A 14176-nucleotide genomic window follows, 5' to 3' on the forward strand; every position below is an offset into this window, starting at 1 on the left:
CTACCGAATCACCGCACCCACCAAAGTGGGAAAAAAACAGGTAGTCGGCTACTCGTGCCCATGGCTCGAATACGTCCCCACAATCGGATCCCAAATCGACTCATGGAAGGAGCAGCAGATGACCATCACCCGTTGCGACGTGGAGTTCGCAAAACGCATCTTTTATGACCGGCGCGGCGACGACTACGTCTACGGCGGCACATGGGATCCCAATGATCCCAGTGTGGGCTGCGACTGTTCCGGCTTGGTGACCGACGTGCTCTCGGCCGTGTTCAGCGGCAAAAACATGGTGTGGGGCCGGGAAGGCCTGTCCACCGAGTCCTACCGGTACAAGCCGGTCGGCGAGCAGTCGGTCGGGCCGTTCAGCCTGATGCACGTCGGCTCCTTGGGCGACGTTCCCTCCGACGCCCCGGTGGTCATAAACCTGCACCACGAGGGCGACGGCGGGCCCCACTCGCACATGAACTGCGTGGTCGACGGGGTCTTCATGGAGTCGTCGGGTTCATACGGTTGCTGTACCGCGCCAAAGGCCATCCCATCCGACAGCAGCTACTGGAACGACCACTGGTACGTCTCCGGCCCGATCGTCGAAGACGGCACCCCGCTGACGCTGCCCCACGTGGACAGCTTCTTCGCCGACGTATCCGAACACCAAGTGCCAGTCGATAACTCGTACCCGTACCGGGTTCTCTCCATCCGCGTCAGTGAAGGCACCTACCAGGACCACAAGTTCGTCCAGAACTACGCGTGGATGCGCAACGCACTGGACACCGGCCGGTTGGACTGCGGCATCGTGTACACCTACGTACACCCCAACTGGCAGGACAACGTAAACACGGTGCGCCAGATGATCGATGCCAATGGGGGTCTTCACCCCAAGGTCGTGTTGATGCTGGACGTGGAAAGCGGCGGTAACCCCGCTGGTGATGGATCGGACTGGATCAACAACATCTACAACAACCTTGCGCAATACGCCGGCAACCCCGCACGCGTCATCGGCTACGCCAATCAGGGTGATTTCAACAGCATGTGGGTGACACGGCCGCACGGGTTGCGAGTGATCGCGGCCGGCTACGGCTCCAACCCGCTCCTGCCCGGGCAGATCGCCCACCAGTACACCGATGGTTCTAACGGCGCCAACCAAGGCCTTCCCATGGGGTGCGCTCCGTTCGGCAACTGCGACATGAATGTCGCAGATGGATTGTCCCCCAACGATTTTGCCGCTGCGTGTGGTATCGCGGCACCGGCAGCATCGGTCGGGGTGGTTACGCCGATCAACGGGGTTACTGCAGCCACAGCGGCTACTCCCACTGTTGCAGCCACTGCGGCTACGACGGCTGCTGCGGCCCCGACGGTCCACGTGGCCCCGGTGATGCACGTGGCCCCGGTGGCGCCGCCGACGGGGGTTCAACTCCAAGAAATCGTGAACCTGCTGTGTGGAACCAATGCCGACGGCTCGCCGCTGATCGGTCCGGACGGCGTGGATTACCGCAAGGTGGACCTGCTGGCTCCCGACACCGAACCACTCGGCGAGAAGGAGAACACCACTCGCTCGGTGTTGGACCAGATCACCACGCTGGCGAGGATCCTGACCAGGACGCACAACGGCAAGACCTTGTTCGACATGGTGTCCGATCTGCACGACAAGATGTGAACGGACGACGTCAAGTCATACCGATTGGTGGATCAAGAGGTTCCGCTAAACACCGGTGAGTCGCCCCAAGGTCACGGTCCTTGATCGGGTGTGGGCAGGGTCGCGCAACTTGTCGCATAGGCCGAGAATCCCGGTTAACATCGGCGATCATGGCGGGGATGGACGACAGCGAACCCGGCGCGCTGGGTGTGGTGCGCAAGGTGCTCAGTTTCGAGATGACAATTGCCGAGTGGATCGGTACCGCAGCCATACTCGCTGCGCCGTACCTGGTCATCGGCGTGATCTGGGCGCTCACCCACACCTCCGACTTAGCGGCCGCGTACGGAATCCGATGGCTGTTGCTGTTGGTCAGATCGATCATCTTCTGGCCGGTCATACTGCTGTCGAATGTGTGTTTTTGATGGCCACACCTTCGGTGCAGGACTGCCGCATTCAGATCCGTCGTCGCACCGCTCGTTGGGACGACGGACCGGTCAGCGCATCCGACGCGTTTGACTTCTGGACCGGTGCGGCCAGCGCGGCCAACGTCATCATGCAGCTGTCCCGGGCAGGCGTCGGCTACGGGGTGGTGGAGAGCAAGGTCGACTCAGGCAGTCTGTTCAAGCATCCGTGGAAGCGGTTGCGCACCACAACGCAGTATCTGGCGGTCGCCGTTCTCGGCAACGACGATGATCGGGCCGCCTACCGGGCGGCGGTCGATGCTGCACACCGGCAGGTGCGTTCCGGTCCGGACAGCCCGGTGCAGTACAACGCTTTTGACCGCGACCTGCAGATGTGGGTGGCGGCCTGTCTGTTCGTCGGACTGGAGGACGGTTACCAGCTGCTGCGCGGCGAGATGACCGCTGATCAGGCCGAGCGGTTCTATCGGTCGGCACACACCCTGGGTACGACGCTGCAGGTCACCGCGGACCAGTGGCCGCCGACCCGGACCGACTTCGACACTTACTGGACCGAGGCGTGCGCGCAGATATCCATGGATGACACGGTGCGTGGGTACCTGATGGACCTGGTGAACTTGCGAATGATCAATCCCGTTGTGGCCCTGCTATTTCGGCCACTACTGAAATTCCTGACCGGGGGTTTCCTGGCGCCGGTATTCCGCGATGCCATGGGGATGAGTTGGGGTCGCGGCCGGCAGTGGTGCTTTGAAAGCCTTTTTCTGCTGGTGGCTTTCGTCAACAGGTTCCTGCCGGTGTTCATCCGCCAGGGCGGTAGCTATCTGCTGGTTGCTGATGTCCGCCGACGGGTCCGCAAACACGTGGAGTTGACTTGATGATCCGCCGATTGCTCAGCCGCAGGGTCAGCGTTGAGGCGATGATCGAATTCGCGCTGTGGCTTGCCATTCCGTACATCGTCGCCGGGCTGGTGTGGACGTTCATGCATCCCGCCGACATGCGGCGCATCGGGAGCCACTGGGACCGCGTCGTGCCTGCGGGTTCCCAGATCGTCGCGTTGGTCGAGATGACCGCGCTGTGGCCCGCCCTGATCACCGGCGTGCAGATCTGTCCGGCCAAGGACGACTGGGTGCCGGCGGACACCAGCGACTGAATTCGTCGCCGTATCAGGTTTCGCTGTGCGGGGAGATTCAAGTAGCCGCTTACCCTATGCGTCGAATTGGCCGCGTCGGAAACTCATCTCCTCAGGTTGCATCGCCGGCGGAGGTAGAGCCATGACCGCAGTCCAGTCCACTCGTCCAGACACCATCACGGTGGGTAACCCCGCCGACGGCAGCGTCGTCGGCCATGTGCCGATCCACGGCGCCCAGGCCGTAGCAGCTAAGGCCAGGGGACTTCGGGCCGCCCAGCCCGAGTGGGAGTCGCTCGGCCCCCGCGGGCGGCGCAGATGGCTGCTGGTGTTCCAGGATTGGGTGCTCGACCACCGCCAATATTTGATCGACGTCATACAGTCCGAGACCGGCAAGACCCGCGCTGACGCTGCGACTGAACCGACCATGTTGGCCAGTTTGCTGGACTTCTGGGCGGGCCATGCTGAGCGCTACCTCGCCGACGAACACCCGCGGTCGTGGAATCCGATCGCCGCGACCAAGCATCTGACGACCGTGTACCGGCCCTATCCGGTGGTGGGAGTGATAACACCCTGGAACTACCCGTTGATGATGCCCGGTCTCGATGCGGTGGCCGCGCTGGCGGCCGGTGCCGCGGTTCTGCTCAAACCGTCGGAGGTGACTCCGCTCAGCGCAGTCGAGTTCGCCCGCGGTTGGTCCAAGATCGGCGCGCCGCCGGTGCTCGCGCTGGCCACCGGATACGGCGAGACGGGCGCTGCTGTGATTGCCAACTCCGATTTCGTCCAGTTCACGGGCTCGACCGGCACAGGCCGGAAGGTGGCAGTCGCCTGCGGGGAACGTCTGATTCCCTACAGTCTGGAGCTCGGTGGCAAGGACCCGGCGTTGGTGCTCTCCGATGCAGATATGGAGCGGGCGACAAACGGCATCATCTGGGGCGGCATGCTCAATGCCGGTCAGGTGTGCGTCTCGGTCGAACGCGTCTATGTGGAAGCCCCGGTGTACGACGAGTTCGTCGCCAAGCTCACCGACAAGGTCAGAGCACTGCGCCAGGGCCAGGATGATCGCGGCTGGAGATTCGACGTCGGCGCCCTCGCCACTTTGGCGCAACGTGACATCGTCACCCGCCACGTGGACGAGGCGGTGGCTGCCGGCGCTCGGGTGCTGACGGGTGGAAAGCCAAGCGGCACAGGGACTTTCTTTGAGCCGACCATTCTGGTCGACGTCGATCATTCGATGGCCTGCATGACCCAGGAGACTTTCGGGCCCACCCTGCCCATCATGAAAGTGGCTGACGAGGCAGAGGCCATCCGGCTGGCCAACGACTCGATATACGGCCTGTCGGCAACCGTGTGGTCCCGCGACAAGGAGCGGGCGCAGCGGGTGGCGCGCCGGCTCGATACCGGCGCGGTCAACATCAACGATGTGCTCTCCAACGCTTTTGCGTCCGAGGTGCCGATGGGTGGTTGGAAGCAGTCCGGCGTCGGCGCCAGGGGTGGCGGCGCACACGGAATCCGAAAATTCTGTCGCCCCCAAGCGATCACGTCAGCGCGGATACCCGAACTACCCCGTGAGCCCTTGTGGTATCCCGCGTCGCGTCGACGCACCGGGTTTGCACTCGGCATGCTGCGGGCTGCGGCTTCGCATGGCCTGCGCCGGATCGGCTTCACCCCCAAGGGGGCAGGCGAATGAAATGCCAGGGCGCGGTACTACGCGGAGTCGGAAAAGACTGGGAGATCGAAGAGATCACGCTCGACCCGCCTCGCGGCGGCGAGGTGCTCGTCAAGATGGCCGTAGCCGGGATCTGCCACTCCGACGACCATTTCGCGACCGGCGACATGACGCCGCCACCGGAGTTGCTGGCGATATACGAGGCCATGGGCATACCCATGCCGGACTACTTCCCCATGCTGGGTGGCCATGAAGGCGCCGGCGTCGTTGAAGCGGTCGGTCCTGGCGTGCGGTCGGTGCAGCCGGGTGACCGGGTGGGCCTGTCGTTCATCGCGGCCTGCGGCAAGTGCCGCTGGTGTGTGTCGGGGACGACGTACCTGTGCGACAACGGTGCGCACATGCTGACCAAGGAAATGGTCACCGACAACACCATCAGGCGTCATGTCGGCGATGAGGACGTGATGGCCTTCGCGCAGCTCGGCGCATTCGCCGAATATGCCGTTCTGGCAGAAGAATCGGTGATCAAACTCGATGAGTCGATTCCCTTGGAGGCGGCATCGCTGGTGTCCTGCGGCGTGACGACGGGCTGGGGTTCGGGAACCACCGGGGTGGGTACGCAACCCGGCGACACCGTCGTCGTGATCGGTACCGGCGGCGTGGGAATCAACGCGGTTCAAGGTGCCCGCGCGGCCGGCGCCAACATCGTGATCGCGGTGGATCCCGTTGAATTCAAACGGGATACGGCAAAATTCTTCGGCGCGACGGACACCTGCCCGTCGATCGAAGAAGCAATACCGTTGGTGCAGGACCTGACTTGTGGGGTGATGGCAGACCGGGTGGTGCTTACTCCGAGCTTGGTCCGGGCGGAGATGGTCGCGCCCGCTTTGATGCTGACTCGCAAGGGCGGCACCTGCCTGATGACCGGCGTCCCGAAGATCGAACTCAGCATGGTGCCGATGGTGCTCGTCGACATGATGCAAAACTGCAAAACCTTCAAGGGGTTGATCTACGGCGGCATGAACCCCCGCGCGAGCATGCCGATGCTGCTGGACATGTACTGCAACGGCCACCTCAAACTCGATGAGCTGATTACGAAGCGATACCGCCTCGATCAGATCAACGAAGCCTTCATTGATTTGCGTGAAGGGCGAAACATCCGAGGAGTCATCGACTTCACGTAACGCACGCTGGCGGTACCTATGGGCCGGTGTATCCCGCCGGGTTGACCGAATCGACCCAGAAGTCCACGCCGAGTTCGCCGCCGGGCGTGCAGTTGTAGGCCGACAGGTCGGTGACGCCGGAGTCCAGGAGCACGTCTTCGCACAACAGAGTGTTACCGGTGAACTCGCGGGCTGGTTTCTTGAAGATCGCATAGGCAGCGTCGGAGTACACCTCTGGCTTGCGCGACCGGGCCATGGCCTCGTCGCCGCCGAGCAGGTTCTGTACCGCTGCGGTGGCCACCATGGTGCGTGGCCACAAGGTGTTGGACGCGATGCCCGCCTCGCGCATCTCTTCGGCTATGCCCAACGCGCACAACGTCATCCCGAACTTGGCCATCATGTAGGCGGTCGGCTTGAGCCATTTGGGCTCCAGCAGGATGGGCGGCGAAAGGGTGAGCACGTGCGGGTTTTCCCGGCCCTTCATGTGCGGCAGACAGGCCTGGGTCACCGCGTAGGTGCCGCGGACCTGGATGCCGTTCATCAGGTCGAACCGCTTCATCGGCACTTCCTCGACCGACCCGAGATTGATGGCCGAGGCGTTGTTGACGCACATGTCGATACCGCCGAACTGTGCGACCGCCTGGGCAACGGCGGCAGTGACCGAATCGGGGTCGCGGACGTCACCGACGATCGGCAGCGCCTGCCCGCCGGCGTCTTCGATCTCCTTGGCCGCGGTGTAGACGGTGCCTTCGAGTTTGGGGTGTGGGTCCGCGGTTTTGGCCAGTAGCGCGATGTTTGCGCCGTCGGCGGCGACCTTCTTGGCGATGGCCAGGCCGATGCCGCGGCTGGCTCCGGAGATGAACATGGTCTTGCCGGCGAAAGGTGCGCTTTGAGACATAGAGCCAACCCTATGCCGCGCGTAACGGGACCGTCGAGCGTCCGACGTGGCTTATCAGGAGGCGCAGATGTCGGCGGTCATGGCGCCCGTGGCAGTCACCAGATCGGCCGGCGCCAGAGCAATGTCCATGCCGCGCTTGCCGGCGCTGCACAGCACCTGATCCCACAACAGTGCCGACTCATCGATGACCGTGGGCAGCACCTTGCGCTGCCCCAGCGGCGAGATGCCGCCGACGACGTAGCCGGTGGACCGCTGCGCCGCAGCCGGGTCGGCCATCTCGGCCTTGGGTACGCCCAGCGCGGCCGCGGCGGCTTTGAGCGAGAGCTTGTAGGGCGCCGGCAGCACCGCGACCGCCAGTCCCGTCGGCACCGAAATCACCGGAGTCTTGAAGATTTGATCGGCGGTGAAGCCCGCGGCGGCCAACGCGCTGACCGCCTCGTCGCCGAACGAGGCCGCTCGGGGATCGTGCTGATAGTGCAGCACCTGGTAGGCCATTCCGGCCTGCTGAAGGGCCCTTATCGCCGGGGTTGCCGCATGTGTCATGGCTCGACAGCGTAGGGCCGGGAACAAGGGCAACGGCACCGGCTGTTGTGTGGTGCGGCGTATTGGACAGCGAACTTGTCTGTCGCAGCCTCTAGGATCGGACGAAAGGGGACATAGGTGCTAACGGCATGTCTGGAGCGTCCGGTCGAATTGCCGGACCTATTGCGTGGCGCCGCGACAGAAGGGACGGTCTCGATCACGATGACCGACATCGACGGAGAGGGTTCCGTTGCGACCGAGCCAGGGGGACAGGCACCGGAGACCGATGCGGAGCTGACCGCGCGCTTTGAGCGGGACGCCATACCCCTGCTGGACCAGCTCTACGGCGGTGCGCTGCGCATGACGCGCAATCCCGCTGATGCCGAGGATCTGGTGCAGGAAACCATGGTCAAGGCCTATTCGGCATTCCACTCGTTCCGCGAGGGCACCAACCTCAAGGCGTGGCTGTACCGGATCATGACCAACACCTACATCAACAGTTACCGCAAGAAGCAGCGGCAGCCGGCCGAATATCCGACCGACGAGATCACCGATTGGCAGTTGGCGGCCAACGCCGAGCACACCTCGACGGGTCTGCGCTCGGCTGAGGTCGAGGCGCTGGAAGCCCTGCCGGACACCGAGATCAAAGCTGCGCTGCAGGAGCTTCCGGAGGAGTTCCGGATGGCGGTGTACTACGCCGATGTCGAGGGCTTCCCGTACAAGGAGATCGCCGAGATCATGGATACCCCGATCGGGACAGTGATGTCCCGTCTGCACCGCGGCCGCAAGATGCTGCGTGATTTGCTAGCTGACGTCGCCCGCGATCGGGGCTTCATTCGCGGTCAGGAGGTGTCGTCATGAGCGAACAGCGAGGAGCCGAAGGCGGATCGCGCATGGGTGACGAATTCACTCGTCCGGAAGGACATACGTTCCAGCCGCCGATCGGTCCGGTCGACCCGGATCATCCGGAATGCGCTGCGGTCATCGCCGAGGTATGGACGCTGCTCGATGCCGAGTGCACCGACGAGACCCGCGACAAGCTGCGTCATCACCTCGAGGAATGCCCGACCTGCTTGCAGCATTACGGCATCGAGGAGCGAGTCAAGGCGCTGATCGCCACCAGATGCAGCGGCGAGAAGGCCCCTGACAGTCTGCGGGCGCGGCTCCGGCTGGAGATCAGCCGGACCACCATCGTCCGCGGCAGTTAGAGACCGTTAGCCGCGCGTTTCCTGCGCGGTTGACTGATGGACCGCGGCAGCCCGACGGTGGCTTGGCGCGGCGTGTGGGCATGGTTTCAAGACAGACAAAACCGCCCGGCTCCACAAGGGATCCGGGCGGTTGGAAATGCAGTCGATCAGGCGTTGGGACGCCGGCCGTGGTTGGCCTTCGAGTGCTTGCGGTCACGCTTCTTGCGGCCACGCTTGGCCATGATGGTCCTCCGTAGGGTCAGTTAAGTGTTTCCCATTGTCTCATGAGCACACCACGCAATGACAATCCGACGGTTGTGGTTCGATATACGGGCAGGCGGCGCCTGCACACAAGACGCCTGGCGACGCCCGGTGTCTGCCGAAGACGAGTGGGGTGAAGATGGCCGAGGATGTTCGCGCTGAGATCGTGGCCAGCGTGCTTGAGGTCGTGGTTTGCGAGGGCGATCAGATCGGCGAAGGGGACACACTGGTCCTCCTCGAGTCGATGAAGATGGAGATCCCGGTGTTGGCCGAGGTGGCCGGAACGGTGACGTCGGTGAACGTCGCCGTCGGTGACGTCATCCAGGCCGGCGACCTGATCGCCGTCATCGGCGAGGTACCCGCTTCCGACGGATAGTGCATCGTGTCCACACTCGGTGACCTGCTTGCCGAGCACACAGTTCTGCCCGGCAACGCGGTCGACCACCTGCATGCCGTGGTGGCTGAGTGGCAGCTGCTGGCTGACCTTTCGTTCGCCGATTACCTGATGTGGGTGCGCCGCGATGACGGTGCACTGGTCTGTGTGGCCCAGGTGCGGCCCAACACCGCTCTGACGGTGTTGCTCGCCGATGTCGTCGGCACCATCAACGTTTCGGCCGACATGCCGGTGATTGCGGCGGCCTTCGAGTCCGGCCATATCGGCCGGGAAAGCGATGCGGGACAAGACAATTCGTCGGGCAGTACGCGACTGAACGTCGAGGCGGTGCCGGTTCGCTACCGCGGCAACGTGGTTGCGGTGCTGGCCCATCAGACCGCTCAGGCCGAGCGGCGCAAGGCCAGCCCGCTCGAGCGGGCGTATCTGGACTGTGCCCGGGATCTGCTGCGAATGCTCGCCGAGGGCACCTTTCCGAACGTCGGTGATGTGGCGATTTCCCGTTCCAGCCCACGGGTGGGTGACGGTCTCATCCGCCTTGACGTCGACGGCGTGGTGTCGTTCGCCAGCCCCAATGCCATCTCGGCGTACCACCGCATGGGCCTGGTCGCCGAACTAGAGGGCCAGAACCTGGTCAGGGCCACCAGGCCGTTGATATCAGACCCGTTCGACGCGCAGGAGCTGGCCAATCACGTCAGCGACTCGCTGGCGGGCGGCTCCAGCATGCGCATGGAGGTCGACGCCGGCGGTGCCGCGGTGTTGCTGCGAACCATCCCACTGGCGGTCGGCGGCGCAGGGCTAGGGGCGGCGGTGCTGATCCGCGATGTGACCGAGATCAAGCGTCGGGACCGCGCGCTGCTGTCCAAGGACGCCACCATCCGCGAAATCCACCACCGGGTGAAGAACAATCTGCAGACCGTCGCGGCCCTGCTGCGCCTGCAGGCCCGCCGCACCAAACACGACGAGGCCCGCGACGCGCTGATGGAGTCGGTGCGCCGGGTGTCGTCCATTGCGCTGGTGCACGATGCGCTGTCGATGTCGGTCGACGAAGAGGTCAACCTGGACGAGGTGATCGACCGGATCCTGCCGATGATGAACGACGTCGCATCGGTGAACACACCCATCCGGATCAGGCGTGAGGGTGATCTGGGCGTGCTGGATTCGGACCGGGCCCACGCGCTGATCATGGTCATCACCGAGCTTGTGCAGAACGCGATCGAGCACGCGTTTGAGCCGGGGACCGCGCAAGGGTGCGTCACGATCCGCGCCGACCGGTCCGCCCGGTGGCTGGATGTGGTGGTCAACGACGACGGTCGTGGCCTGCCCGATGACTTCAGCCTGGAGGATTCAGACCGGCTGGGCCTGCAGATCGTGCGGACCCAAGTCTCGTCGGTGCTCGACGGTTCGCTGGGCATGCGGGCGGTGCCGGGGGGCGGTACGGATGTGGTGTTGCGGGTGCCCATCGGGCGCCGTGGCCGAGCCGCGCACTAGGCCGAGTGGCCGAGCCGCGCACTAGGCCGAGTGGCCGAGCCGCGCATTAAAGCTGAACCGCGCAATTAATGGCGCGGAATTGACAGTAATTGCACAATTTGTCAAGCATTTGTGTCGCACGTGACCATTCGGCTGACGAACATCACAAAAAAAGACGACCCCGACAATTTGTCGGGGTCGTTGGGATGCCGATGCAGGCTAGACGCTTGTACGCGTCTTGGTGCGGGCGTTGCGACGCTTGAGCGCGCGACGCTCGTCCTCGCTCATACCGCCCCACACGCCGGCGTCTTGGCCGGACTCCAAAGCCCAGCTCAGGCACTCGGTGGTCACCGGGCAGCGGTTGCACACCAGCTTCGCGTCAGCGATCTGAGCGATCGCCGGGCCGCTGTTTCCGACGGGGAAGAACAGCTCAGGATCCTCGTCGCGACAGACCGCCTTATGGCGCCAATCCATGATTCCAACTCCTTACTGAGTGCGCAGCAAAGCGCACAAGCTTTTCTTGGCTGTTAACGCGTGCACACGAAATGTTTCTGCACTGTTGCATCCGATGCTTTCACAGGCTGGACAGAAGTCAATAGCGACGCGTTAACACGTGGGCAATGTCACTGCGGACCCGGGTTACCGGACCCATAACCCCGTTGTACTACACTAGGACCACTTCTGCCCTAAATTCGGCAAAATGTAACCGAGATCGCAGGTCAACGGGCTTTTGCCGGCGGCGCAACCACGTTGAGAGCCTCGGGTACCGAAGTGAACGTCATGCATTCGCGCAGGCCAACGAAATCTCCGTCAATCTGGCAGGCGATGGGTGTGTCACTACTCACGTGCAGCCGTGGAACGTCGTCGTCGCGGATCAAGTGCGCTGCCTCGATCTGCGGCGAAGCGGACAGCATCCGGCGGACTAGTCGCAGGTTCGCCCACACGTTCATGCTGGTTGTGGCGAATACCCCCAGACCGGACTCGAACGTGGTCGTCGGGTTGGTCCACACCGGCCGGGTGTTGGCGTACGTCCAGGGGCTGGAGTTGGACACGAAAGCGAAGTGCACGCCGGTCACCGGCTCGCGGCCAGGTAGGTGCAGTGTCAGGTGCGGCGGTTTGCGCGCACTGGAGACGAGTTCGCGCACCGCAACCCGGATATAGCGCGATGCGGTGACCTTGCGGCCCTTGGCACGCTGGGCTTCCACTGCGGCCACCACCTCGCCATCGGCACCCATCCCTGCGGTGAATACACACCAGCGCTCGCCGCAGTCCATTAGGCCGATCCGACGCCACGGGACGCCGCGTCGGTAATCGGTCAGCAGGTCGACAAGTTGGTTGGTGGCCTCGAGGGGGTCGCAGCTGATGCCGAGTGCTCGGGCGAAGACGTTCGCCGACCCGCCAGGCACGACACCGACTGCGGTCCGGGACGACCCGGGCACCCCGTCAGCGTGCCCGAGAATGCCGTTGACCACCTCGTTCACTGTCCCGTCGCCGCCATGAACGATCACTACGTCCACCCCGTCGGCCGCCGCAGCGTGGGAGATCTCGATGGCGTGGCCGCGATGGTCGGTGTGGGCGACGGTCAGGTCCACGCGACTTTCCAGCGCGTGGGCGAGCAGGTCCCGTCCCGCTGGGGTGGTCGAGGTCGCGTTCGGGTTGACGATCAGCACGGCGCGCACGAATTACGACCATAGTTGCCGACGCTTCCACAAGCGAGTGAACGTTTCGGTACTGCAGGCTGTGGCCGGTCCGACTGTTGCCTGAATCACATTGCTGCCCAATGTGATTCACTACTGACGCCCACGTGGTCGGCTGCGCTGGATCAAACGGCAGCGTTGGGCAGCAGTGGTGGACAGTTGCCGGCCGCATCGGTAGCCAACTCGAAATGCCACAGCTCGTTGGTGTAGATACGGCACAAGCCGAACCGTGCCCCATTGGCTATGAGCCATTGGTCGGCTCCGGTACCGCCGACGTCGACCGCCGCGCCGATCACATGTTTGGACTGCTCAGGCGTCTGCACATACTGACGTGCCGCAGCGAGGCTGCCGTAGGTACTCACAGCTTGATCGAGCAACGCCTGCTGAAACGCTGGGGAACGCCAACCCGAGGTAATGGTCATGTGGATTCCGTCGGCGGCAGCAGCGGTGGTGGCCTGCTGGATGGCGGTCAGTAGCGCTGGCTCGAGCCGGCCGATTGCCGGGTTCTGAACGTCGAATGCGGTCAGGGTCTGGCCCGCGGTCAGTGATCCGTCACCGGCATCGGCCTGGGCTGACGGCAGCATGCCGAGCAGCAGCATGCCGACAAACGCCATGGCTGCCACCGCTACGGCCGGTATCGATCGTGTCTGCATGGAACTCACAGACCCACCCTTTCACGGTTGCAAGAACACCTTGATGGCGCGGCGCTGGTCCATCGCGGCGTACGCCTCTGCTACCTCGGAGAGTGGCAAGGTCTGGTCGAATACCTTGCCGGGGTTGATCTTTCGACTGAAGATCAACTCGATCAGCTCTGGGAGGAACCGGCGCACGGGGGCTGGGCCGCCGTGGACACCCACGACAGAGCGGAACAGCGTGTTGCCGTCAATGCTGACGTCGTGAGGGACGCCGACGAATCCGACCATTGCACCGGGCCGAGCAGAGGCGATCGCCTGCCGCATCGATTGGTCGGTGCCGACGCACTCAAGCACGGCGTCGGCGCCGATGCCCTCGGTCATGTCCTTGATCCTGGCCACTCCGTCGTCACCACGTTCTTCGACGATGTTGGTGGCACCGAACTCGAGCGCCAATCGCTGTCTGGGCTCATGCCGACTCATCGCGATGATTCGCGCGGCGCCGCGCTGAGCTGCCGCGATCACCCCGCACAACCCGACCGCGCCGTCACCCACCACCGCGACGGTCATGCCGGGCGCTACCTGGGCGGCTTCGGCGGCGAACCAACCGGTGCCCATGACGTCGGAGGCCGCCAGCAAGCTAGGGATCAGATCGGCAGTCGGCTGCTCGGGCGTGGCGACCAGGCTGCCGTCGGCCCATGGAATCCGGATGGCCTCGGCCTGGCAGCCCGACATCAGCTCCTTGTGCAGGCATGAGGTCTGAAAACCGTTGCGGCAGTTGGGGCAGGTGCCGTCCGAGGCGAAGAACGAGCCGATGACGAAGTCGCCCGGCTTGACAGTGGTGACCGCATCTCCGACTGCCTCGACCACACCGCAGTATTCGTGGCCGAACGGCGTCGGCTTGGACGGCGCGGGGTTGATGCCCCGGTAGTGCCACAGATCCGAACCGCACACGCAGGTGGCTGCGGTGCGGACGATGGCGTCGGTGGGTTCGACGATCGTGGGGTCGGGCAACTGCTCGAACCGGACGTCATCCTTGCCGTAGAGGACCGCACCTCGCATGATGGTTCTTACCTTTCGTGGTTTGTGTGCACTTCGCCCAAGTGGTCCG

General features: G+C 64.0%; 16 protein-coding genes. 10 read left to right on the top strand and 6 right to left on the bottom strand.

From position 1 onward, the window contains the following. The first annotated feature begins 118 nt into the window (after positions 1-118). From M2432_RS00510 to M2432_RS00535, 6 genes are all read left to right on the top strand, one after another. Entirely contained in the window at positions 119-1654 is a 1536-nt protein-coding gene (locus M2432_RS00510) for a hypothetical protein (RefSeq protein ID WP_280824783.1), read from the top strand. A 158-nt stretch (positions 1655-1812) separates the two neighbouring features. Further along, positions 1813-2055: a hypothetical protein gene (locus M2432_RS00515; RefSeq protein ID WP_280824784.1), complete on the top strand. Its 243-nt coding sequence runs from the start codon at positions 1813-1815 to the stop codon at positions 2053-2055. Continuing rightward, positions 2055-2927 (top strand): oxygenase MpaB family protein, encoded by an 873-nt coding sequence (locus tag M2432_RS00520; RefSeq protein WP_280824785.1) that lies wholly within the window; start codon positions 2055-2057, stop codon positions 2925-2927. The genes M2432_RS00515 and M2432_RS00520 overlap by 1 nt, the downstream gene beginning before the upstream one ends. Beyond that, on the top strand, positions 2927-3202 hold the full coding sequence (locus M2432_RS00525) for a hypothetical protein (RefSeq protein ID WP_280824786.1): 276 nt from the start codon (positions 2927-2929) through the stop codon (positions 3200-3202). The genes M2432_RS00520 and M2432_RS00525 overlap by 1 nt, the downstream gene beginning before the upstream one ends. 121 nt (positions 3203-3323) lie before the next feature. Continuing rightward, positions 3324-4868 carry an aldehyde dehydrogenase family protein gene (locus M2432_RS00530; RefSeq protein ID WP_280824787.1) on the top strand — a complete coding sequence of 515 codons (1545 nt, stop codon included), beginning with the start codon at positions 3324-3326 and terminating at the stop codon, positions 4866-4868. Beyond that, on the top strand, positions 4865-6028 hold the full coding sequence (locus M2432_RS00535) for an NDMA-dependent alcohol dehydrogenase (protein WP_280824788.1): 1164 nt from the start codon (positions 4865-4867) through the stop codon (positions 6026-6028). The genes M2432_RS00530 and M2432_RS00535 overlap by 4 nt, the downstream gene beginning before the upstream one ends. A gap of 16 nt (positions 6029-6044) precedes the next feature. Here M2432_RS00535 and M2432_RS00540 read toward each other — a convergent pair whose 3' ends face one another. Then, the gene (locus M2432_RS00540; RefSeq protein ID WP_280824789.1) at positions 6045-6905 is read right to left on the bottom strand and encodes an NAD(P)-dependent oxidoreductase; all 861 of its coding nucleotides are present in this window, start codon (positions 6903-6905) and stop codon (positions 6045-6047) included. Positions 6906-6959: 54 nt separating this feature from the next. Next, positions 6960-7448: an aminoacyl-tRNA deacylase gene (locus M2432_RS00545; protein WP_280824790.1), complete on the bottom strand. Its 489-nt coding sequence runs from the start codon at positions 7446-7448 to the stop codon at positions 6960-6962. 201 nt (positions 7449-7649) lie between these two features. Here M2432_RS00545 and M2432_RS00550 point away from each other — a divergent pair, with 201 nt between their 5' ends. From M2432_RS00550 to M2432_RS00565, 4 genes are all read left to right on the top strand, one after another. Continuing rightward, a complete protein-coding gene (locus tag M2432_RS00550; RefSeq protein ID WP_280825272.1) occupies positions 7650-8288 on the top strand; it encodes a sigma-70 family RNA polymerase sigma factor in 639 nt (212 codons plus the stop codon). A 32-nt stretch (positions 8289-8320) separates the two neighbouring features. Beyond that, a complete protein-coding gene (gene rsrA, locus M2432_RS00555) occupies positions 8321-8635 on the top strand; it encodes a mycothiol system anti-sigma-R factor (RefSeq protein ID WP_280825273.1) in 315 nt (104 codons plus the stop codon). 379 nt (positions 8636-9014) lie between these two features. Continuing rightward, complete coding sequence (locus M2432_RS00560; RefSeq protein WP_280824791.1) at positions 9015-9251, top strand: biotin/lipoyl-binding carrier protein; 237 nt, start codon at positions 9015-9017, stop codon at positions 9249-9251. 6 nt (positions 9252-9257) lie between these two features. Next, complete coding sequence (locus tag M2432_RS00565) at positions 9258-10757, top strand: sensor histidine kinase (RefSeq protein WP_280824792.1); 1500 nt, start codon at positions 9258-9260, stop codon at positions 10755-10757. Between the two features lie 198 nt (positions 10758-10955). On the opposite strand, the gene M2432_RS00570 is transcribed toward M2432_RS00565, so the two are convergent. The 4 genes from M2432_RS00570 to M2432_RS00585 form a co-directional block, all read right to left on the bottom strand. After that, entirely contained in the window at positions 10956-11210 is a 255-nt protein-coding gene (locus M2432_RS00570; RefSeq protein ID WP_280824793.1) for a WhiB family transcriptional regulator, read from the bottom strand. 245 nt (positions 11211-11455) lie between these two features. After that, entirely contained in the window at positions 11456-12415 is a 960-nt protein-coding gene (locus M2432_RS00575; protein WP_280824794.1) for a diacylglycerol kinase family lipid kinase, read from the bottom strand. Positions 12416-12558: 143 nt separating this feature from the next. Beyond that, positions 12559-13017, bottom strand: coding sequence for a M15 family metallopeptidase (locus M2432_RS00580; RefSeq protein WP_280825274.1), 459 nt, complete (start codon positions 13015-13017; stop codon positions 12559-12561). A 90-nt stretch (positions 13018-13107) separates the two neighbouring features. After that, complete coding sequence (locus M2432_RS00585) at positions 13108-14127, bottom strand: zinc-dependent alcohol dehydrogenase family protein (RefSeq protein WP_280824795.1); 1020 nt, start codon at positions 14125-14127, stop codon at positions 13108-13110. Between the last annotated feature and the right edge of the window lie 49 nt (positions 14128-14176).

This window comes from Mycobacterium sp. OTB74 (assembly GCF_029892685.1).
Lineage (GTDB): Bacteria > Actinomycetota > Actinomycetes > Mycobacteriales > Mycobacteriaceae > Mycobacterium.

Excerpts from the sequence above, each read along its gene's own strand:
- M2432_RS00510 (WP_280824783.1), top strand. The coding sequence starts at position 119 with ATGACCATCACCCGTTGCGACGTGGAGTTCGCAAAACGCATCTTTTAT.
- M2432_RS00515 (WP_280824784.1), top strand. The coding sequence starts at position 1,813 with ATGGACGACAGCGAACCCGGCGCGCTGGGTGTGGTGCGCAAGGTGCTC.
- M2432_RS00520 (WP_280824785.1), top strand. The coding sequence starts at position 2,055 with ATGGCCACACCTTCGGTGCAGGACTGCCGCATTCAGATCCGTCGTCGC.
- M2432_RS00525 (WP_280824786.1), top strand. The coding sequence starts at position 2,927 with ATGATCCGCCGATTGCTCAGCCGCAGGGTCAGCGTTGAGGCGATGATC.
- M2432_RS00530 (WP_280824787.1), top strand. The coding sequence starts at position 3,324 with ATGACCGCAGTCCAGTCCACTCGTCCAGACACCATCACGGTGGGTAAC.
- M2432_RS00535 (WP_280824788.1), top strand. The coding sequence starts at position 4,865 with ATGAAATGCCAGGGCGCGGTACTACGCGGAGTCGGAAAAGACTGGGAG.
- M2432_RS00540 (WP_280824789.1), bottom strand. The coding sequence starts at position 6,905 with ATGTCTCAAAGCGCACCTTTCGCCGGCAAGACCATGTTCATCTCCGGA.
- M2432_RS00545 (WP_280824790.1), bottom strand. The coding sequence starts at position 7,448 with ATGACACATGCGGCAACCCCGGCGATAAGGGCCCTTCAGCAGGCCGGA.
- M2432_RS00550 (WP_280825272.1), top strand. The coding sequence starts at position 7,650 with ATGACCGACATCGACGGAGAGGGTTCCGTTGCGACCGAGCCAGGGGGA.
- rsrA (WP_280825273.1), top strand. The coding sequence starts at position 8,321 with ATGGGTGACGAATTCACTCGTCCGGAAGGACATACGTTCCAGCCGCCG.
- M2432_RS00560 (WP_280824791.1), top strand. The coding sequence starts at position 9,015 with ATGGCCGAGGATGTTCGCGCTGAGATCGTGGCCAGCGTGCTTGAGGTC.
- M2432_RS00570 (WP_280824793.1), bottom strand. The coding sequence starts at position 11,210 with ATGGATTGGCGCCATAAGGCGGTCTGTCGCGACGAGGATCCTGAGCTG.
- M2432_RS00580 (WP_280825274.1), bottom strand. The coding sequence starts at position 13,017 with ATGCTGCCGTCAGCCCAGGCCGATGCCGGTGACGGATCACTGACCGCG.
- M2432_RS00585 (WP_280824795.1), bottom strand. The coding sequence starts at position 14,127 with ATGCGAGGTGCGGTCCTCTACGGCAAGGATGACGTCCGGTTCGAGCAG.